This is a genomic window from Streptomyces sp. NPDC048664 (genome assembly GCF_040650555.1).
GTDB lineage: Bacteria > Actinomycetota > Actinomycetes > Streptomycetales > Streptomycetaceae > Streptomyces.
In genome coordinates this window covers 37,150-56,379 of the sequence record NZ_JBEZHK010000002.1, presented here as the reverse complement: position 1 = coordinate 56,379, position 19,230 = coordinate 37,150, and the positions used below count along the sequence as shown (strand labels likewise).

Sequence of the window (19,230 nt, the reverse complement as noted above, 5' to 3'; positions counted from 1 at the left end):
GTCATGCGGGTGTCGTCTCAGGGCGTTACGGTCGTGGCTCTCCTGGCGGATCCGGACGCGCCCACGGAGATCGCGCAGCGCATGGCCCGGATACTTCCTGCTCGGCTCGCCGACAAGGCAGACCAGGGACGACGGTTCGACGTCGAGGTGGTCAGTGAGCCCTTCACCGCAGGGACCGAGGACCCGCCCACCCTGATGCGCCGGATCATGGACCGCGGAAGAGCGGAGAGTTGGGACATCGTCGTGGCCCTCACCGACCTTCCGCTGCACTCACACGGGCGCAAGCTCGTGGTGGATCTGAGTCACGAACACGGCTTGGCGCTGCTGTCTCTTCCTCCGCTGGGGGGCTTGCGTCTGCAGACGAGGGCCCGGCGGGCCGTGGAAGAAGCCGTGCTCAGCTTGGCGGGCCCGCGGGCCACCGGGGCTGAAGGACCTCCGCAGAGTCAGCCGCTTCTGGCGCCCTTCGTCAGTCGTCTCGCGCCTATTCACCCGGGCCAGGTCGGTGAGGAGGAGACCGCTGATCTCCGGTACGTCATCAGCGGGCCGCGCGGTTACCTGAGGGTGCTCCTCGGTATGGTGCGCGCCAACCGCCCGTGGCGCTTGGTGCCGGGCTTGTCGAAAGCCCTGGCGGCCGCACTCGCCACGGGAGCAGTCGCCACCGTGAACTCCACCATCTGGAACCTGGCCGAGTCCCTGAGCACGCCACGCCTCGTGATCGCCACGGTCGGGTCCGTCGCGCTCATGATCGGCTGGTTGATCGTGGACGCGCAGCTGTGGCATCGATCAGCAGAGGTCTCGCGGGAGGCGAGGCAGAGGGCGAGGCTCTACAACGCCTCGACGGTCATGACCGTGGGTATCGGGGTGCTCGTCTGCTATGCGGGTTTGATCGTCGTCAACTTGGTGTGGGCCCTGTTCATCCTCAACGACCAACTATTCGCCTCCACGACACGAACCCCGCTGCACGCCGCTGAATACTGGACGTTGTCCTGGTTCGTCGCTTCGGTCGCCACGGTGGGCGGCGCGCTGGGCTCGGGCTTGGAGAGCGACGAGGCGATCCGGGCAGCCGCCTACTCCAAGCGCGAACAGGAACGCCGCCACATGCTCCAGGACGACGACGGTGACCAGCTGGTGACCTGAGTCGGAGATTCGTTGGTGATTGGTGCTTGGTGGTCGTCCGCGTACGAAGATTCCGCTGATCGATCGGTGCGTGGTCGTTTCGTGTCGGGGGCCGACGGGGACCCGGACGGCACGCCGCCGGAGCGCCGAAGCTCCGCCTGGCTAGCCGGCGGCGGCACCACCGTTCCACCTGAACCGGGTGAGCGGCCCGCAGAGGCATGCCGGAGCCACGGACCCCGTCGCACCAACGCCCGGGGGTCAGGCTCCGTACGCCGTCTCCATCACCGCCGTGCCGCGGTCATGCCGCGGCGACGAAGGAATCCATCATGAAAGCAGCGGTATATGAAGGCCCGCGAACGGTCACCGTGAAGGACGTACCGAACGCGAAGATCGAACACCCTTGCGACATCATCGTCAAGATCACCACTACCAACATCTGCGGTTCGGACCTGCACATGTACGAGGGCCGCACCTCGTTCGAGTCCGGCCGCACCCTGGGACACGAGAACATGGGCCAGGTCGTGGAGGTCGGCTCGGCCGTCCGCAAGGTCCAGGTCGGCGAGTACGTGGTCCTGCCCTTCAACATCGCCTGCGGCTTCTGCAAGCAGTGCGAGCGGGGTCTGACCAATTACTGCCTGACCATGCAGCCGGAACCGGCTCTCGCCGGAGCCGCCTACGGATTCGCCGACATGGGCCCATACCAGGGCGGCCAGGCGGAGCTGCTGCGCGTGCCCTACGGCGACTTCAACGCGCTGCGTCTGGGTGAGGACGCCGCCGAGCGGCAGACCGACTACGTGATGCTCGCCGACATCTTCCCCACCGGCTATCACGCCACCGAGATGGCCCACGTCAAACCGGGTGACCAGACGATCGTCTTCGGGGCCGGTCCCGTCGGGCTGATGGCGACCTACTCCGCCCTCCTCAAGGGCGCCGGACGCGTCTGGGTGGCCGACCACCAGCCCGACCGGCTGCGCAAGGCGGAGGAGATCGGGGCCATCCCGATCAACACCGCCGAGCAGAAGCCGGCGGAGGTCGTCAAGGAGGCCACCCTCGGTCTGGGCGCCGACAACGGCTGTGAGTGTGTCGGCTACCAGGCACACGATCCCGAGGGACACGAGGACGCCAGCCTCACGCTCAACGGACTGATCGACTCGGTCAGGTTCACGGGCGACATCGGTGTGGTGGGCGTGTTCCTGCCCCAGGACCCCGGCGGCGCGGAGGCCCAGGGGGAGCTGGAGGCGCAGGGCAAGGTCCCGATCGACTTCGGCATGATGTGGTTCAAGGGCCAGCGCATGGGCACCGGGCAGGCGCCGGTGAAGAGGTACAACCGGGCGCTGCGGGATCTGATCGCAGGCGGGAAGGCAAGGCCGAGCTTCGTCGTCTCCCACGAACTCAGCCTGGACGAGGCCCCGGCCGCCTACGAGCACTTCGACGCCCGCGACGAGGGCTGGACCAAGGTGGTCCTGCATCCGAACGGACACGGGAACGGCCACAAGCGGTAAGCAACCCAGGCCGCCGTCCCGCCTGTTTCCCCCGGACCGGTCCGGGGGGCAGGTGGCGATCTGCCCGCCCTCCGGCCAGGGCTGGGGCAATCGCCCGCGCTCCGGCCGGACCTGAACCAACGGCGACTGCCCGCGCTCCGGCCCGGTAGGACGGACGGCGGACGCTCAGCAGTGTCCGCAGTGGCTGCGCCCCGTCCGGCGGCTGCGGCCGCCAGCCTGTTCGCGGGGCGTGCGGGAGGCTACCTTGCCCGACGGCTGCCGCACCTCAACCAGGCCGACGCGACCCGGCGGGGTGTTCCGGCTAGGCTCACACCCGTGACGTGGCTGCGGGCCTTCGGGGAGGTCGTGCGATCCGGGCTCACGATCGAGGAGACGCGGCTGGAGCCCCTGCTCGCGCTGCGCACGGCCGCTGGGGTGGCGATCGTCGTCGGGCCGGCGCTGTGGCTGGTCTCCCCTGCGTATGCCGCGTCCGCCGCCCTCGGCGCCTACTCCGCGGGTGGGGCCACCTTCCAGCGCACCTGGCGTCCACGCAAGGTGATCGCGCTCGGCGCGGGCGCGGGTCTTGCGCTCAGCACCTTCGTGGGCTACCTGGCGGCGGGGCGACTCGTGACGTTCCTTCCGCTGCTGGCCGTATGGGCCTTTGCCGCGGGAATGGCGTGGGCCGTCGGATCGACCGCTGGGATCGTCGCAGCGACGACCGTCGGCAGCATGCTGGTGACCATCACCCTGCCCACGAGCGTCGGGCGGGCCCTGGAGCACGCCGGGGTCATCGCGCTCGGGGGCGTGACGCAGGCCGTGCTGATCTTGCTGTTCCCGATCCGGCGTTGGGGAGCGCATCGTGACGCGCTCGCCGACGCCCTGGCCGCCGTGGCGGACTACGCTCGCAGGCTGCGGCACGACCCGACCTCCCCGTTCGACCCGGAGCCGTTGAGGACGGCCCGGGACGCGGCTGCCGTGACGCCGTCACAGGCCCGAACCCGTCCCCCCGTCCTCCACGGCCCCCGGGGCCTCGCCGAGCGCATTCGTCCGGTCGTCGCCGCGCTCGCCGACCCGGACGTCGGCGCCCCGGCGGAGGGACCCGGGCGGGACCGCGCGCGGGAGTTGCTCGACGCGGCCGCCGACGTCCTGGATGCGGCCGCCCGTTCGATCCGCCGCGGCACTCCCGCCGAGGTGCGGCCCGGAAGCACGGACGTCCTGCGCGTCGACGAGGAGCACGAGGTGCTGGAGGGCCCCGCGCGGCAAGCCGCCGAGCGGCTCGTGGAACTGCTCGGCGAGGCGTTGGAGATCGCCGGGAGCGGCGGCGCGCGCCGGAGGACGCCCACGCCGCCCGACCCCGCCGGCGCCCAGTTCCTGTTGCGCCCGACAATGCTCCGGCTGGTCCCGGTCGTCGTCCGGGCGGTCCGCCGTGAGCTCCGCCGGGACTCGCCCGTGTTCCGGCACGCCGTCCGCCTGGCGGCGGTGGCCACGCTCGGCTATCTGATCGCCGCCCGGCTACCCCTGGGCCACGGCTACTGGGCGCCCATCGCCTCGGTGATGGTGATGCGGCCGGACTTCCACCGGACGTACGCGCGTGCGGTGGCCCGTCTCGCCGGGACCCTGGCGGGGGTCGCGCTCGCCACCGGGATGGTGCGGGCCCTGGGCCCGGACGCCCATGTGTTCGGCACCCTGGCGGTGGTCTCGGCGGGCCTGTCATACACGCTGAACCGTACCGGCTACGCCTACTCCCAGTGCTTCACCGCCGCGTACGTCGTCTTCCTGCTCGGCATGGGCGGCCAGGCATGGGAGCAGACGGTCCCGGAGCGGGTGGTGCTCACCCTGCTCGGCGGGGCCCTGGCAATGCTGGCGTACGTGGTGTTCCCCGCATGGGAGACACCCCGACTGCCGGGCCGGCTTGCGGACTGGCTCGCCGCCAACGGCCGCTACGCGGCCGCGGTGCTCCGCAGCTACGCCGAGCCGTCCCGGGAGCATCTCGCCGACATGCGCAGGGCACTGCTGGCGAGCAGGGAGGCACGTGCCGCCTGGCAGGAGGCTTTCGACCGCGCAAGGCAGGAACCGGTCCGCCCCAGGGGTCTGACGTCTCGCGAGGCGCAGGAGGCGCAGGAGGCGCTCAAGCGGTTCGGCCGGGCGGCGATGCTCATCGAGAGCCACGTCCCGCGGGCGGACAGCCGGGTCGTCCCCGAGGCGGAGCAGTTCGCCGAGGCCCTGGAGACGGACACCGCGAAGGCAGCAGTCGACGTGCGCGAGCACAGGAATCCGGACTGGGGGCACCTGGAGGAGGCGCTCCAGGCGTGGGAGGACGCTGCCGTCGGCAACCGGAGCCCGGTCGTGCGGCGCGAGGCGGAACTGCAAAAACGAGCCTTGGAAGACCTCGCGACGGCCGTGAGTCGCACACCCCTGGAACGGGACGTCGGCTCCGCTCGCGAGGAGCAGCGGATGCGGGCTGCCGTGGCGGCGGAAGGTGACGGATCAGGCACCGCGCACCGGGGCGGGTGACGAAGTCGGCCGCGGGAAGCGCCGCACCTCCTGGAGCAGCAAGTAGTCTCCCGGCCGCGTCGGGCGCCGCCACACATACGCCGCTGTCGACATAACGAGGATTCAGCCCAACCAGGGTGCGTGCTGCGGCGATGATGTCGTTTCAGCGGTGGGGCGAGCGGTTGTCGGCGGTGGTTCCTCCCTCGGCGGGAAGGACGGCGAGCCGCGTGCGACCGAGCCGTTCTTCCAAGGCCGAGCCGATCCGCGATCTGCCAGTTGGTCAGCTCTTCGGCGACCGAGTTCGGCCACCGTGGACTACCTTACGGTGAGCCGGAGCCGCTCGTCGGCGGCGCGGCCATCGCGCCTCGTTCGGCCCTCGCCGCTCCCGGCACCGAGCACGTACGCGCCCAGCCGCTCTCCGCGCATGCCATGTGTCCAGCGCTTGCTGGTGGCCGTGGATCAACCGGCGATCGAAGTGAGCTCGGCGAGGCACTCGTAGAGCGAACAGAGTAGGCACGTGCGATGTTCGCGAACGTCGGGTGAGGAGGAAGTCACCGACGGCCTCGCTCGGGACGTCGGGGGTGAGATACGGGGACCACTGCGCAAACCGCAAACGGCGTGGTCAGACCCTCGGGGCGGAGACCTGACACACGATCGGCAGCTCACCAAGGTGTTACGGCTCGTTCGGCCATACCCCGCAGGCGGCGTGCAGCCGCCGGGCCCTCCTCACGACCAAGATCCGGACCATTTCCGGTCCAGCGAACCGCGGGCGCACCTCAATGAAGGCTATTGCCGCAGATCAGCGAGGGACCGACCGTGTATACCGACAGCAGACCAAGAATCTCCTTGTTTCGTACAGCCCGAAGAAACTCGGATTCTTCTAGAGCCTGACGTCGCTTACCTACGGGCATCGGCGCGTTCCAGGTGTCCGACACGGCCATCGGCTGGCCAGGGCAGCGGCCCTCCGCGCCTTGTTCTCGGGTTCGACCGACTTCAGGACTCTGGCAAGGTACGGGATGTCCGTGAGCAGACCACGCAGCGGGCTGGCACCGTTCCAGTTGGATGCGCCGGCCGATCCGCCGTGGACCAGTACGACGGTGGGCTTGGTCGGCGCGGCACTGTCACGGTTGCCTTCAGCCGTCGAAGCCGAGGGCGGCAAGGATGCGAAGACAGCAGCGCCTGCCCAGCCCTGCCGACATGGCGGCGCCTCCAGCGATGTGGCGATGGTGTGACGAGGACTTGAGGACCGTTCGCCTGTCGCGGTGATGACGGACTGACGTGAGGGCTCACTGGGCGCCCGTCGACCGTCGCGGTCAGCAAGAGGTCGGTCTGCAGGCGCCGTCGGAGGCGGCGCGGCGGACGGTCAGCCGCGGGCGGCCTGCTTGACCACCGCAACGCACGGTCGCGGCGCCTGCTTGAGGCCGGCTTCGGGTGGCGGTCACCCTTCGACGTATCCGACACCGCATTGTTCCGAAGGAATGCGGAACTCGAATTCAGGACGGTCCCACGGCACGGCGGGCGGGTTCGCGAGCGCGGTCCCGGTCCGTACCGCACCGGCGCGGTGGTAGAAGCCCTCGGCGGGAACATGCGACACGACCTTGACTCGGTCGAGCCCGGCGGCACGTGCCTCGGACTGCATGTGTGCGACGAGTCGACGTCCGATACCCCGTCGTTGCGCGTCGTCGGCGACGAACAACAGGTCGAGCTCGGGCGGTGCGAGGACGAGCGAGTAGAACCCGAGGATCCGGCCTCCATGCTCGCCTGCGCCCACGGCCACGAAGGTGCGGTGGGCCTCGATGTAATCGGGACCAACCTGGTAGCCCACGACTGCGGCCGCGTACTTGCCCTCATGGGCGCCTGAGCGACGCACGAGCCGTGTGAGCCGTTTGGCGTCCCGCGCGACGGCCCTCCGTATCGTGATCGGCTCGCTGACCGGGGAAGTACGTGAACCCATCAGGAGAGTATCTCGCAGCGGAGAGCGCCATCCCGCGGTGGGTCCGCTGCTCGGGCAGGCGTTCCCGCACCACTCCCGGGAAACACTCGTGCGAGCGCAACCGGGCCTCACACCCATGCCTCCATCGGGTCTTGCCCTCCTGAGCGCGGCGCTCTTGCGTACGCCCGGGTACGGTCATCGCAGCGCAGCCGGGTGAACACCGTGCAGGGTGGCGTTGGCCTGCCGGGTGCCGCCGTAGGTGAGCCGGCGCATGCTCCGACGGCCCGGCGGACACTCGAGAGGGCTGGCCCCGGGAGCCAGCGCCTTCTCATCGTGATCACACGGCGAATACGACAGGCCCCGGAACTCGCGTTCCACCTGGCCTCGCGCGATTGGCGACGAAGCCACCAGGCCCGAGCCGTCGGCACCACTGCCGCGCACGCCGCGAACTCATGAAACGACTGTGCGTACCAGGCTGCGAGTCCGACGGCCGGATCAGGTTCGTTACGCGCGAAACGTCTGCGACAGCGCGTCCACGGTCACGCCCACGATAGCCAGGAGCTGCGCCGGGCTCGCCCCTGCCCTGCTCATGACGGCGAGCGACTGGTTCACAGCCGCCGCGTGCACAGCGAAGGCTTCGGCGTCCTGGTCGGTCAGTCGGCCGGCCTTCAGCGCGGTGCGCAGACGCAGGCGCTGGAGGCCGAGCGCCTGCTTGGCGTGCGCTGCGACGCTCGGACTCAGCACGGGGATCGCCATGGCCGACTGGGCAATCAGGCATCCATCAGGCAGTGCGGGATCGGCGATGCGCTGGAGGGTGACGTCGAAGAACGCACGAACAGCGGCGACGGGCTCCGCGGCTGCACACGACAGGGCGGCGTCGTACTTCTCGCCATAGCGTGCGGCGTAGAGATCCAGGCAGCGCAGGAAGAGCGTGTCCTTGTCGCCGAGGGAGGAATAGATGGAACTGCGGTTCAAGCCGGTTGCCCGGGACAAATCGTCCAATGAGGTATCGGCGTAGCCGTCGCGCCAGAACTGGAGCATCGCGGCGTCGAGCGCCGTGTCCATGTCGAACTGCTTCCTGCCTGCCACGCGGCACTTCCTTACCGATGCGTCGATGGTCGGACCGTGTCGCGCACCATCCTATCTTGAACTGATCAGTTCAAGATGTGTAGCCTTCAAGCGTGATCACGGCTGGGCATGCCGCGCACTTCGCGACCGCACGAGAGACACACCACGTGGCTCCAGCCACCGCCGTCAGCCGCACCGTTCCCACCGCACACCTGACACCGATGGAGGATCCCCGTGACCAGCCCAGCAACCAGCACTCCGCACACCTCCGAAAGCAACCCCATCCGCGACCTGCCCCTGCAGCACCTGGCCGGATTCACTCACCGCTGGGTCGACGCGGACGGCGTCCGCCTTCACGCCGTCGAAGGGGGACGACCGAGCGGCCCGACCGTCGTCCTGCTCGCCGGATTCCCGCAAACCTGGTGGGCCTGGCGAAAGGTGGTGTCCGGCCTCATCCACCGGTTCCACGTCGTCGCGATCGACCTGCCGGGTCAGGGCCACTCCGAGCGTCCGGAGCGCGGCTACGACACGCACGCGGTCGCCGCGCACGTCCACGCCGCCGTGAAGGCTCTCGGGGTGTCGACCTACTCCCTGGTCGCCCACGACATCGGTGCCTGGGTCGCCTTCTCTCTCGCCCTCAACCATGAGAGCCACCTGCGCCGGGTCGCTCTGCTCGATGCCGGAATCCCCGGCATCACTCTCCCGGAGACGATTCCTACCGACCCTGATCGAGCGTGGAAAACGTGGCATTTCGCTTTCCACACCGTGCCCGATCTGCCCGAGACGCTGCTTGCCGGCCGCGAACGCGATTACGTCGCCTGGTTCCTGAAGGTAAAGGCCCTGTCCCCCGACACGTTCGACGACGCCGAGATCGACCACTACGCGGCGGCCGTCACCGTCGACGGCGGCCTGCGCGCTTCCCTCGCGTACTACCGAGACGCGGCGGAGTCAGCGCGTAAGAACCGCGAGGCGCTCAAGCGGCGGCACCTGACTGTGCCGATCCTCGGAATCTCCAGCAGCCACGGCTCCGTTCCGGACATGGCCGCCTCCATCAGCCCATGGGCCGACAACACCACCGGAATCGTCGTGCCCGACGCTGGACACTTCATCCCCGACGAGCAGCCCGAAGCGATCGCTGCCGCGACAGCGGACTTCATCACCGACGACGACTGAGACCCGTCGAACCCACTCGACCGCGCCGCACCAGGGCGCCGAGGCCATCTTGACGCCGACACACTGCTTGCCGAACTCACGACGGCCAGCCCGCTCGGTGGTTCCAGGACGTGTGTGGACGGCCGCCACGTACGCGCACGGAATGGCGAGCCATGGCGCGAAGGAGTACCCATCCGGGCGTGGCGCGCAGAAGGCGCGGAACCGGCTGATCGGCAACGAGCGGGCTCCCGTAGCGCAGGGCTGTCCGCACGGAGCCGCCACGCGCCCCTGTCGGCACCGGTGCCTGCGATGACGGCCACGCGGCTGCACTCCACTTGGTTCACGCACTTCTCGTTCTTGGTGTGTACCCGTCCAGGAACAGCCCGGGTTTCCCTCTGCCATCGAAGCTTGGGAAAACCGACACAGCACGCACTTGAACCACCGCGACATCCGTTCGGAACCTCAGCGCCACCGGACGACGTTGGAGCGCGACCTCCGGTGACCACGCGACGGCAGGCCCGTTCCTCGCCGGGTCCGCGACGAGAGCGCGTACCCGGACCCCGGTGTCAGAAGTGATCGAAGAGCGTGACCACGCTCTGCGGTGCTTCCCGGCCGAAGAAGGTCTCCAGGTTCTTCGCCGAGCGGTCGGCGACGTCGCCACTACGCGGGAACAGCCTCTCTTCGTAGGCGGTGAGCGCGACCTCGATGTCGGGTTGCTCAGTCAGCTTGCTCGCCAGGTCGGCGCCGTCGTACATGGCGAGGTTCGCACCCTCGCCGGCGAAAGGCGACATCAGATGCGCGGCGTCGCCGACGAGCGTCACGCCGGGCACCCTGTCCCAAGTGAGGCCGACAGGCAGGGCGTAGATGGGGCGGAGCCACGGTTCCGCATCGCTCTGCGTCACAAAGGCGGTGAGCAGCGGCGACCAGCCGTCGAACTCGTCGGCAAGGCGACGGAGGCCGGCGGAGGGGTCGTCGAAGTCGATCGACCTCATCCACCCCTCGGGCCTGTTCAGCGCCACGTATCCGCGTACGTGCCCGTCGGCGTGGCGATGGGCGATGATGCCCTTCCCCGGCGCGACCGCCATCAGCGTGCCACTGCCGATCGCGGCCACGCTCGCCCGACAGTCCTGGCCGCGCGAAGCGAGGGCGATCTCGATGAAGCAGGTTCCGCTGTAGAGAGGCTCGGCGGGCGTGAGCAGCGGACGCACCTTCGACCAGGCGCCGTCCGCGCCGATGACTGTGTCGGCGTGTGCGGCGGAACCGTCCGCGAAGGCGAGGTCGTAGCCGCCCTCCGCACGGTGCCGGATCGAGGTGAGCTTGTGACCCCACCTGATCGTTCCAGGCGCCAGTGAGTCGACGAGCAGGCGCCTGAGTTCGCCACGATCCACCTCTGGCCGGGCCGAACCGGGGTCCGCAGGCAGGTCGAACAGGATCGTGCCGTGGCGGTCGACCACGCGCTTGGCGTCCTCGCCCGGGCGGACCAGAGTGAGGAACTCGTCGTACACACCGGCTGCGCGAAGCGCGACCTGTCCGGTCTCCACGTGAATGTCGAGCAGGCCACCTTGCGCACGGGTCTCCGCCGACGCCTCACCCTCGTAGATCGTCGCGGCGACGCCGCGGGCCTGAAGCACGCGCGCGAGCGTCAGCCCGCCCAGTCCTGCTCCGACAATGGCGATGGTCTTCGGCATGCTGCGCTCCTCCGTTGCGCCGACACGCGTCGGCGGTGGTCAGCGCCAAGAGCGGGCGGAACGCACGATCTCGGCAAGGAGACGCTCACCGATCAGAACCACCTGCATCGATGTACGAGCGATGTTCGGCAGATGGATCCGCGGAACATCGTTTTTCGCGACGTCGTGACTATAGCTGGGCATCCGCCTCACGGTGACCGCGTAACAGAGCTCTCCCGGACCAATGTGCTGTCCACCGCTGACAGGGCGCATGATTCCCCAGGTCAGAGCAGGTTCATGCCCGCTGACAGGCGCGTCCGGTTGCCGCCGTTCGTGTCTGTCAGCGGGTCAGCAGGAACGCGGCGAGCGACATCACGAGCATCGACGTGACGCAGAACGCGAGATGGGAGCGCGGGTAGTCGTACCGCTCGCGCGTCTCTCCCCGGCCGATCTCACGCGCCCACGCCGTGAAGAGCCTGCGAGTCGGGTACATGCCGATCGTCATCCCGAGGAGCGCGAACGAGGAGACGGCGAGCACGCGTTCCAGGGGGAAGCCCCGCGATGCTCCGTACGCCACCGCTCCGACGCCGCACACCACCCAGATGAAGGGGTACGCCGTCTGGAACCTCTGGAGCGGTATCCACTTCGCCATGGCGGAGCAGTGGACCACGAGAGCCGTGATGGCCAATATCCACGGCCACTCCGCGGCAACCGACGTGAGCACGGACTTCCCCCCTGAGTCATGCGAACCAGCAGAGGTTAACAGCGAGGGGAGAGAGGCCCCGTGGGCAGGCTCGCGTGCCGAGCGCCGCGGGGAGAAACCCGGTGGCGCCTCGCGACCGGTGGCCGCCAGGATCACCGCATGCATGTGCGTCGGGAGACTGACCGGCTCCGGTCCCTGATCGCCCGGATACAGGCCGGTTCCGCCGCGACGGAGGCTCGCCCATGACCGCTGCCACCCATGAGGTGTTCGAGCGCTACCACGCCTGCTGGGAGGCCCGCGACCCCGACCGGATCGCCGAACTCCACACGCACGACTCGGTGTTCCATCTGCACTCCGGCCAGGCTCCCGTGCGGGGGCGGCAGGAAATCCGTGAGGCGGTGGCCGGGATGTTCGCGCTGGTCCCGGACCTGGCCTTCGAGTTCCTCTCGCTCCGCACCGGCGAGGACTTCTGGGTCGTCCGGTGGAAGCTGACCGGGGCATCCGCGACCGGTGCCGCGGTCGACGTCGATCTCGCCGACTTCGTCGTGGTGGAGGACGGCGCGGTGAAGGAGAAGCACTCCTACGTGGACGGCGTGGCGATGCAGGCCGCTCTGGCCTCTGAGGGGACGGCCTGAGCGACGGTGGGGCGGGCGCGGTCCACGCGGCAGAGGGGATGGCCGCGGTCCGGTCCCTGCACGGGCGGCACGGCGAACTGGAACGCGCACTGCGAGCCGGAGCGACGGCGGGCACCCCCAGCGCCTGGACGGAGGGCAGCCGGGCAGGGCGAGGAGTGGCCGAGGCCGGGCTCGGCCGGGCCGAGGGGACACGACGGCGGGACACGGCGGCGGGAGTCCCCGACGCCCCCGGGCAAGAGGGCTTCCCGTCAGGGCCTTGGCCGGAACTCCCGTACCGCTGCCGTGCACGCCGTCCCTAGAGTGCGGGCATCGGTACCGGCCCCGACTCCGCATCGGCACCATGCCGGACCGCACGACACCTTGCTCGGAGCCTCGGCCGCACCTGCGGATCGCCCGCTCGCCCCTTCCCCTCGGAGAGGACCTCGCCATGTCGCACACCGTCCCGCACTCCACCCGAACAAGACCCCGCGGCACCCTGCGCAGAACACTCACCGCCGTCCTCACCGGCGCCGCGGCACTCGTCGCCGCGGTGCTGCTCCCGGCGGGGCCGGCCACCGCCGCGCCCGCGGCGCCGGCCACGGGCTCGACCACGCTGACCATCATCAGCGCCGTGAACCTCGACGCCTACTGCCGCTCGGTGGGCCACCCCAACGCCGTCCAGAACTCGGCGAGTCCCTCGGGCTGGTCCTGCAGCGGCGGCGGCCAGGTGAACATCACCTCGGCATGCCAGTACCAGTACGCCGACGCGATGGCCAAGGGCATCGGCGTCTACGAGTACCAGCAGCGCTCCGGCCCCACGGGATGGGTGTGCCAGGGGGCGGTGACCAAGCGGATCGACCTGAGTGGCGGGCTCGACCTGTCCGGGTACTGCCACTCCATCGGCCTGGGCGACGCCTACAACGCGGTGCACAACGTGGACGGCTGGATGTGCGGCAACGGCGGTGCCGGTGTGCGCATCGACCTCAGTGCGGCCTGCCGGTACCAGAACCCCGGCTATGTGCAGGCCGGTTACGCCGTCGTGCACGGCTACCGGGACTTCACGTCCTGGACCGGGATCGGCTGCCTGGCTCTGGCGTAGCGGCGCGTACCGCCGCGGCCCTGCGCCCCACGTCTCAGCTCGGCGTGGAACCCGTACCCGGCGAGCGCGACACGGCTCGACTCGACCGTCGACACAGAACTCGGGCGTACTCCGAGGGCCACGCCCCGCCGTGGCGGTGGGGCGTGGCCCTCGGGCGTGTCATGCCGCGCCGACGGGCTCCGGCTGGTTCGGTGCGGGCCTGGCCGACGTCCGCGCCGCCGGGTCGAGCAGCCGCTCGGCCATGGGGGCGAAGACGAGGCCCAGCGCACCCCACAGCAGGGCCTGGGCGGCGAGGGAGTAGAAGCGGAAGGAGAACAGGACGTCCGCCGGGAAACCCGGGAAGACGATGGTGCCCTTGGCGTCGGTCAGGGGCAGGGGTGTCTCCGTCGCGTGGTGGCCGTACTCCTTCACGTTGGCGGAGAGTTCGCCGAACTGCGGCAGCACCGCCATCACGATGCCGATGACGACGGCGTAGGCGGCGCCGGCCAGCAGGACGGCGTTCCAGTTGCCGAAGCGCGCCTGCAGGCGCTTGCCGAGCCAGACGGCGCCCACGAGGAAGACCACCGAGCAGAGGACCATCAGCAGGTAGAGGTTGCTGCGGTCCCTGATCGTGTCCTCGTGGCCGATCGCCGGCGGGTTGGCCGGGTACTTCAGGAACGGCACGAGGTACATGCCGAGGAACCCGCCGAGGGCCACCAGCAGCGCCAGGTTGCGGGGGCGCAGCTTGCCGACCCGGCCGACGCAGATGGCGTAGGCGACGGCGAACAGGGCTCCCATGGCGATACCGAAGAAGACCATGCCCACACCGATGCCGACGTCGGCCTGGATCGTCCGGCTGAAGAGCTCGGGCTCAGCGGCTCCGGGCGCCATGCCGGCGGCCTTGTCGAGGGCCTCCTGCGCGGCGTCGCGGCCGCTCTCGTAGTCGATGGCCTTGGCGATCTGGGGCTCGGCGAAGATCCGTGCGAAGACGAAGGCGAGCAGACCGGCGACTGCGCCGGCGAGGACGCCGCGCAGTATGAATCTCTTTTCCATGTTCAGATGTCCGTGTCCGTGCGGGCTCTCGTCAGTGGCAGGGGAAGCCGAGGAAGTGGCGGGCGTCGTGCACGAACTCGTGGACGTGCGCGTCCTTGCCGAAGACGGAGTAGGCGCCTTGGTCGACACCGATGAAGTAGTAGAAGGCCAGCGCGATCAGCGCCGTGCCGACCAGCCAGAACACTGCCTTCGCGGCGGGCAGGACGACCGGGGTGGGGATCGCGGCGGGCGCGGACATGCTGCTCATGAGTGAGCCTCCTTCAGGGGATCGTGCGTCCCTCGTACAGTGGAGCGTCGCGACGGCCAAGGGTCTGACTCCGGCCCCCGCGGGAGGGGCCGTTCACAGTGGCGCGACCGTGCTGGATTCTCACCAGCTTCCTTAGGCCGTCAGTACAAACGGAGCGTACGGAAACGCGAGAGGGTCCGTCAATCAGTCGGCGCCCGGGACAGCCACCCGACCCGCCGGGCCGAGGGCGCGGCACTCGGCCCGGCGGGCCCGGACGCGCCGCGCTCACGCGATGCGCGGGAACTGCTCGCCCAGGGTCCGGAAGAGCGCGGTGTTCAGGCTGAACGCGTGCCGGCACTCGACCACGATCCGCTGCCTGCCCAGCTCGTCCGCCCGGACCCCGTCGAGCAGTTCGCGGTACTCCCGCTTGAACGCGGCCGGGTTCGCGATGCGGTCGAAGGTGTAGAAGCGGACGCCGTCGCCCTTCCTCGCGAAGCCCCAGGTCCGCTCCGCGTGGTCGCGGATGACCTGGCCACCGGAGAGGTCTCCGAGGTAGCGCGTGTAGTGGTGGGCTATGTAGCCGGCCGGCCACCGCTCCCGGCACTCGCGCACCCGGGCCGCGTACTCCTCGGTCGCGGGCAGCGCGCGCAGGCTCGTGCGCCAGTCGGCGCCGCGCAGATGGGCCAGGTCCCGCTCCAGCGACGGGAGCCGGAAGAGTTCCGGCCGGACGAAGGGGCCCGCCACCGGGTCGGCGGCGACCGTGGCGGCCTCTGCCTCCAAGGCCTCGTAGACGAACCAGAGTTGCTCGGTGTAGCTCGCGTACGCCTCCACGCCCAGGCGGCCGCCGAGCAGGTCGCCGACGAACGTCGCGCTCTCCGCCTCCCTGTGCTGTGCGTGTGAGGCGGTACGGAGCAGGGTCGAGAAGGGGAGGGAGTCCATGCCCCGGATCATCCGAGGTTAGGTTTACCTAAGTCAACCCTTGCCGGCGCTTCGTCGGGAAGATTTTCCCGGCCCGCACCGCCATGGGCATCCGCACCGTCACTCACTACTCTGAAATCGAACTAGTCCACATTTCTGAGTAGAGAGCGGAGGCGACTACGGGGATGTCCGCGCACGAACCGTCCTCCGGCTGGCTGCGCGGCGTGCTGCCCCTGGCCGTCGCCGCCGTGCTGGCGCGGGACGACCAGCACGGATACGCGCTGGTCCAGCAATTGGCCACGCACGGCTTCGGCACCATCCGCGGCGGCGCGCTGTACCCGGTGCTCGGGCGCATGGAGACGGACGGGCTGGTTGAGGCCCGCTGGGAGCCCGGGGAGGGCGGGCCGGGCCGCAAGGTCTACCGGCTCACCGACGCGGGGCGGGCCCGCCTGCTCGAGGAGACGGCGAGCTGGGAGCGGTTCTCCCGGTCGATGGACGGTCTGCTGGGGCAGGCGGCACGAGGAACGAGGGAGGGGCCGTGACCAGCACGAACAGCAGGGACAACACAAACACCACGAACGGCACGGGCAACGCGGACAGCACCCGGTGGAAGGCCCGGCTGGCCCTGGCGCTGGCTCGGCGCTCGGTGGACCGGGTGACCGTCGACGCGGTGCTCGACGAGGTGGACCAGCACTGCGCGCAGAGCGGCGAGAGGCCCGAAGAGGCGTTCGGTTCCGCCGAGGAGTACGCCGCCGCCGTGGTCCGCGATCGCCAGCCACCCGAGCAGCGCGCACACCGGCGCTGGGACGGTACGACCTTCACGGACCACGTCCGCGTGGCGCTCGCCCAGACCGGGATCGCGGCTCTCGTGGGCGGCGCCTGCACGTGGGCCTGGGCCGGAACGAGACCGACGGTCACGCCCGCCGCGCTGGCCGGCGGCGCACTCACCGGGGTCGCCCTGCTGAGCGCCTGCCTGGCGGCGAGCCTCGCCGGTTCCCGCGTGCGCGGCTCCATCGGGTGGGGAGTCGGCGCCGCCGCGGCGGTAGTGGCGGCCGCCGCCGCTTTCACCCGGCTACCCACCACCTCCCTCGGCCGTCCGCCGGCCCCCGCGCTGTGCGTCCTCGGCATCCTGATGCTGTGGGCGGCGGCACGTCACGAACCGACCCGCACCCCTACCCCTGATGAATCCGCCATGCCGCCCCCGCCCCGGTCCGAGAACTGGCTGGTCACCCTGCCCCGCCTGCTGGAGGAGCGGCACGGCCTCTCCCGCGCCCGCGCCACCGCGCTCGCCGGCGAGGCCGCCCGCCACCTCGCCGCCACGGGCCGGGCTCCCGAGGAGGAGTTCGGGCCGGTCGAGGTGTACGCGCTCAGGCTCGCCGAGGAGCAGTCCGCGCCCCGCGCACGCCGGTGGACGCGCGGGGACGCCCAAGCGGCACTGCTCGCAGTCGTCCTCGCCGGCTATCTGGCCGCCAACCTCGCCTCCGGTGGGCCGTTGTGGCTGACGGTGCTGGCCGCGGTCGCCCTGGCGACGCAGGTGGCGCTCCTCGGTGCCGAGGTGCGGCGCAAGCGGTCCACCGGGTGAGGCGGTGACGCCGTACGCGGATCACGGCAGGCGAAGCGACGGCCGCCCGTACTCGCCCGTGGAGCTGTCGCGCTCCGTGTCCGCGCCGCCGGTGGGCGGCCCGCCTCCCTCCTCCGGGTGGTCCACCGAGTGCGGGTACTCGGGCAGAGCCAGCCGGGCGACGGCGCCGCCGTCCGGCGCGTTGGAGAACGTCAGCTCGGCGCCGATCACGGCGGCCTGGCCGACGGCTATCGTCAGCCCGAGGCCGTGCCCCTTGCCGCCCGACTCGGTACGGAACCGCTGGGGGCCGTGCTCCAGCAGATAGTCCGGATACCCCGGTCCGTGGTCCCGGACGGACACCACGGGCCCGTCGACCGACACGACCACCGGATGGGCGCCGTGCAGATCCGCGTTGGCGATCAGGTTCCCGAGGACCCGTTCGAGCCGACGCTTGTCCGTCTCGACGTTCACCTCCCGAAGGACGCGCACCTGCGTCCGGACACCGGACGCGCGCATCATCCTCGCCACCCCCTCGGTGAGGGGCGCGAGTTCGTGGACGGCCAGGTCGACGCGCTCGCCGCCCGCGTCGAGACGCGATATCTCCAGCAGGTCCTCGGTCAGCGCCCGCATCGTGCGGACCCGGTCCTGCACCAGCTCGGAGGGGCGCCCCGGGGGCAGCAGTTCGGCGGCGGCGGACAGGCCCGTCAGCGGGGTACGCAGCTCGTGCGCCACGTCGGCGGTGAAGCGCTGCTCGCTCAGGAGCTTCGCCTGCAGCGTGGAGGCCATGGTGTCCAGGGCGTCGGAGACCGCCGCCACCTCGTCCTCGGGGCGGGAGGAGTGCCGGCCGCGGGCGTCGTTGACCCGTGCGTCCAGATCACCCGCGCTGATCCGGCGGGCGACGAGCGCGGTGAGGCGGAGCCGCCCGGTGACGCGGCTCACCGCGAACGCGCCCACCAGCAGCGTCGCGCCGATCGCCAGCGCCGAGGAGTAGACGATGGCCTGGTCCAGGCCGTTGATCGTGTTCGCGCCCAGGGAGTAGTCGAGGTCCACGGCGATGACGCGGCCGTCCGCCGGACCCGCCGCCCACATCGTAGGCCTCCCGTGCACGTCCCCGACCATCGTGCCGCGCTGCCCGTGCTGGGCGAGCTCCCGCAGCTGGGGCGGCAGCCCCGGCGGGTCCACGCCGCCGAGCTGGCCCAGCGGGTCGCCGGCCTCGTAGGCCTCGGTCACGTCGTCCAGCCGGTGCAGCGCGTCCTCGCGCGCCTGCTCCACCGTCTGCCGGGTCACCGAGACATGCACCAGGACTCCGAGCAGTGCCGCCAGCGAGCAGCACATCACGGTGATGAAGACCGCCGCCTTCCAGGTCAGCGTCGCCGACCAGGCGGGCAGCCGCAGCGGGTGCCGCCGTGCGCCGGGCGTGGGCCCACGGCTCATGGTGTTTCCGTGGGCACTTCGGGGCTGCTGGAGCCGGTGGGCTTGATGCGGATGATCTCGTCGCGGGTGGGAAGCATCGCCCGCTGCCGATCGTCCCAGCTCCAGGCGGTCCGGTACTCGTAGCCGGGAATGCCCGCCGAGAGGGAACGCGTGATCAGGTCGCCGCGGGCCAGCGAGACGCCGATGAACGGTTCCGCGTCCTGGAGGATGCGGGTCAGGCCGCCCTTCTCCGGCATGTAGACCCGGACGGAGGTCTGCCGGTCGGGCATGGAGATGCCGACGATGAGCTCGTCCTTGCCGTCGCCGGTGAGATCGCTGTAGTACGGCTTCATGATCGGACAGGTGCTCGGCTTCGGAACGCAGGCGATGAGCTTGTCGACGGTCGCCGCGGCGAGCCCGTCGGTGCGGGGGCCCTTGGCGGGCTCCGTGGAGACGTCGGCCCGGACCACCACCGCCGGGTTCAGGGCGTGCACGTCGCCGTCCGGCGCCTTGACGCCGGGTACGGTCCGCGTGTCCCTCTCGCCGTAGCCGATCGGCGGTACGGATATGGTGGGGAGCCCACCCGGCCACAGCTGGACCGGGGCCACCGCGGTGCGGGTGGCGCCCGCGCCGACCGGTCCGCCCGGATTGCCGCAGCCTGCCAGCAGCAGTGCACCGGCGGCCGCCAGCACGGCGCCGGTGACAACGCGTATCGGGCTCACGGGGCTCCCTGGGGTGGACGTCTTCCCGTAGA

General features: G+C 70.5%; 18 protein-coding genes and 1 riboswitch. Of the genes, 9 read left to right on the top strand and 9 right to left on the bottom strand.

The features are described from left to right. The first annotated feature begins 3 nt into the window (after positions 1 to 3). The 4 genes from AB0C59_RS02130 to AB0C59_RS02115 all read left to right on the top strand — a co-directional run bounded on the left by AB0C59_RS02130 (position 4) and on the right by AB0C59_RS02115 (position 6,322). The gene (locus tag AB0C59_RS02130) at positions 4 to 1,137 is read left to right on the top strand and encodes a hypothetical protein (protein WP_363000215.1); all 1,134 of its coding nucleotides are present in this window, start codon (positions 4 to 6) and stop codon (positions 1,135 to 1,137) included. Between the two features lie 305 nt (positions 1,138 to 1,442). After that, positions 1,443 to 2,618 carry a glutathione-independent formaldehyde dehydrogenase gene (locus AB0C59_RS02125; RefSeq protein WP_363000214.1) on the top strand — a complete coding sequence of 392 codons (1,176 nt, stop codon included), beginning with the start codon at positions 1,443 to 1,445 and terminating at the stop codon, positions 2,616 to 2,618. A gap of 315 nt (positions 2,619 to 2,933) precedes the next feature. After that, on the top strand, positions 2,934 to 5,111 hold the full coding sequence (locus tag AB0C59_RS02120; protein WP_363000213.1) for an FUSC family protein: 2,178 nt from the start codon (positions 2,934 to 2,936) through the stop codon (positions 5,109 to 5,111). Positions 5,112 to 6,112: 1,001 nt separating this feature from the next. Continuing rightward, positions 6,113 to 6,322 carry a hypothetical protein gene (locus AB0C59_RS02115; RefSeq protein WP_363000212.1) on the top strand — a complete coding sequence of 70 codons (210 nt, stop codon included), beginning with the start codon at positions 6,113 to 6,115 and terminating at the stop codon, positions 6,320 to 6,322. Positions 6,323 to 6,528: 206 nt separating this feature from the next. Here AB0C59_RS02115 and AB0C59_RS02110 read toward each other — a convergent pair whose 3' ends face one another. Together AB0C59_RS02110 and AB0C59_RS02105 are read right to left on the bottom strand one after the other, a co-directional pair. Next, on the bottom strand, positions 6,529 to 7,044 hold the full coding sequence (locus tag AB0C59_RS02110) for a GNAT family N-acetyltransferase (protein ID WP_363000211.1): 516 nt from the start codon (positions 7,042 to 7,044) through the stop codon (positions 6,529 to 6,531). Positions 7,045 to 7,527: 483 nt separating this feature from the next. Next, a complete protein-coding gene (locus tag AB0C59_RS02105) occupies positions 7,528 to 8,112 on the bottom strand; it encodes a TetR/AcrR family transcriptional regulator (RefSeq protein ID WP_363000210.1) in 585 nt (194 codons plus the stop codon). 213 nt (positions 8,113 to 8,325) lie between these two features. Here AB0C59_RS02105 and AB0C59_RS02100 point away from each other — a divergent pair, with 213 nt between their 5' ends. Beyond that, the gene (locus tag AB0C59_RS02100) at positions 8,326 to 9,264 is read left to right on the top strand and encodes an alpha/beta hydrolase (protein ID WP_363000209.1); all 939 of its coding nucleotides are present in this window, start codon (positions 8,326 to 8,328) and stop codon (positions 9,262 to 9,264) included. 545 nt (positions 9,265 to 9,809) lie between these two features. Here AB0C59_RS02100 and AB0C59_RS02095 read toward each other — a convergent pair. Then, entirely contained in the window at positions 9,810 to 10,931 is a 1,122-nt protein-coding gene (locus AB0C59_RS02095; RefSeq protein WP_363000208.1) for an FAD-dependent monooxygenase, read from the bottom strand. A 319-nt stretch (positions 10,932 to 11,250) separates the two neighbouring features. Further along, entirely contained in the window at positions 11,251 to 11,634 is a 384-nt protein-coding gene (locus AB0C59_RS02090) for a hypothetical protein (RefSeq protein WP_363000207.1), read from the bottom strand. Positions 11,635 to 11,855: 221 nt separating this feature from the next. On the opposite strand from AB0C59_RS02090, the gene AB0C59_RS02085 reads away from it, so the two are divergent. Both AB0C59_RS02085 and AB0C59_RS02080 read left to right on the top strand, forming a co-directional pair. Beyond that, entirely contained in the window at positions 11,856 to 12,248 is a 393-nt protein-coding gene (locus AB0C59_RS02085; protein WP_363000206.1) for an SgcJ/EcaC family oxidoreductase, read from the top strand. A gap of 427 nt (positions 12,249 to 12,675) precedes the next feature. Beyond that, positions 12,676 to 13,326, top strand: coding sequence for a hypothetical protein (locus AB0C59_RS02080; protein ID WP_363000205.1), 651 nt, complete (start codon positions 12,676 to 12,678; stop codon positions 13,324 to 13,326). A 159-nt stretch (positions 13,327 to 13,485) separates the two neighbouring features. Here AB0C59_RS02080 and AB0C59_RS02075 read toward each other — a convergent pair whose 3' ends face one another. From AB0C59_RS02075 to AB0C59_RS02065, 3 genes are all read right to left on the bottom strand, one after another. Beyond that, positions 13,486 to 14,358, bottom strand: coding sequence for a CbtA family protein (locus AB0C59_RS02075; protein ID WP_363000204.1), 873 nt, complete (start codon positions 14,356 to 14,358; stop codon positions 13,486 to 13,488). 31 nt (positions 14,359 to 14,389) lie between these two features. Then, positions 14,390 to 14,605, bottom strand: coding sequence for a CbtB-domain containing protein (locus tag AB0C59_RS02070; protein ID WP_363000203.1), 216 nt, complete (start codon positions 14,603 to 14,605; stop codon positions 14,390 to 14,392). Positions 14,606 to 14,667: 62 nt separating this feature from the next. Beyond that, positions 14,668 to 14,737: riboswitch (cobalamin riboswitch) on the bottom strand. Between the two features lie 132 nt (positions 14,738 to 14,869). After that, positions 14,870 to 15,523 (bottom strand): biliverdin-producing heme oxygenase, encoded by a 654-nt coding sequence (locus tag AB0C59_RS02065; protein ID WP_363000202.1) that lies wholly within the window; start codon positions 15,521 to 15,523, stop codon positions 14,870 to 14,872. A gap of 164 nt (positions 15,524 to 15,687) precedes the next feature. On the opposite strand from AB0C59_RS02065, the gene AB0C59_RS02060 reads away from it, so the two are divergent. Beyond that, the gene (locus AB0C59_RS02060; RefSeq protein ID WP_363000201.1) at positions 15,688 to 16,044 is read left to right on the top strand and encodes a PadR family transcriptional regulator; all 357 of its coding nucleotides are present in this window, start codon (positions 15,688 to 15,690) and stop codon (positions 16,042 to 16,044) included. Then, the gene (locus AB0C59_RS02055) at positions 16,041 to 17,084 is read left to right on the top strand and encodes a hypothetical protein (RefSeq protein WP_363000200.1); all 1,044 of its coding nucleotides are present in this window, start codon (positions 16,041 to 16,043) and stop codon (positions 17,082 to 17,084) included. Before AB0C59_RS02060 ends, AB0C59_RS02055 begins: the two co-directional genes overlap by 4 nt. A gap of 21 nt (positions 17,085 to 17,105) precedes the next feature. On the opposite strand, the gene AB0C59_RS02050 is transcribed toward AB0C59_RS02055, so the two are convergent. Together AB0C59_RS02050 and AB0C59_RS02045 are read right to left on the bottom strand one after the other, a co-directional pair. Beyond that, complete coding sequence (locus tag AB0C59_RS02050; RefSeq protein WP_363000199.1) at positions 17,106 to 18,497, bottom strand: HAMP domain-containing sensor histidine kinase; 1,392 nt, start codon at positions 18,495 to 18,497, stop codon at positions 17,106 to 17,108. Further along, positions 18,494 to 19,198: a hypothetical protein gene (locus tag AB0C59_RS02045; protein ID WP_363000198.1), complete on the bottom strand. Its 705-nt coding sequence runs from the start codon at positions 19,196 to 19,198 to the stop codon at positions 18,494 to 18,496. Before AB0C59_RS02045 ends, AB0C59_RS02050 begins: the two co-directional genes overlap by 4 nt. Between the last annotated feature and the right edge of the window lie 32 nt (positions 19,199 to 19,230).

Excerpts from the sequence above, each read along its gene's own strand:
- AB0C59_RS02130 (WP_363000215.1), top strand. The coding sequence starts at position 4 with ATGCGGGTGTCGTCTCAGGGCGTTACGGTCGTGGCTCTCCTGGCGGAT.
- AB0C59_RS02125 (WP_363000214.1), top strand. The coding sequence starts at position 1,443 with ATGAAAGCAGCGGTATATGAAGGCCCGCGAACGGTCACCGTGAAGGAC.
- AB0C59_RS02110 (WP_363000211.1), bottom strand. The coding sequence starts at position 7,044 with ATGGGTTCACGTACTTCCCCGGTCAGCGAGCCGATCACGATACGGAGG.
- AB0C59_RS02095 (WP_363000208.1), bottom strand. The coding sequence starts at position 10,931 with ATGCCGAAGACCATCGCCATTGTCGGAGCAGGACTGGGCGGGCTGACG.
- AB0C59_RS02085 (WP_363000206.1), top strand. The coding sequence starts at position 11,856 with ATGACCGCTGCCACCCATGAGGTGTTCGAGCGCTACCACGCCTGCTGG.
- AB0C59_RS02080 (WP_363000205.1), top strand. The coding sequence starts at position 12,676 with ATGTCGCACACCGTCCCGCACTCCACCCGAACAAGACCCCGCGGCACC.
- AB0C59_RS02075 (WP_363000204.1), bottom strand. The coding sequence starts at position 14,358 with ATGGAAAAGAGATTCATACTGCGCGGCGTCCTCGCCGGCGCAGTCGCC.
- AB0C59_RS02070 (WP_363000203.1), bottom strand. The coding sequence starts at position 14,605 with ATGAGCAGCATGTCCGCGCCCGCCGCGATCCCCACCCCGGTCGTCCTG.
- AB0C59_RS02065 (WP_363000202.1), bottom strand. The coding sequence starts at position 15,523 with ATGGACTCCCTCCCCTTCTCGACCCTGCTCCGTACCGCCTCACACGCA.
- AB0C59_RS02060 (WP_363000201.1), top strand. The coding sequence starts at position 15,688 with ATGTCCGCGCACGAACCGTCCTCCGGCTGGCTGCGCGGCGTGCTGCCC.
- AB0C59_RS02050 (WP_363000199.1), bottom strand. The coding sequence starts at position 18,497 with ATGAGCCGTGGGCCCACGCCCGGCGCACGGCGGCACCCGCTGCGGCTG.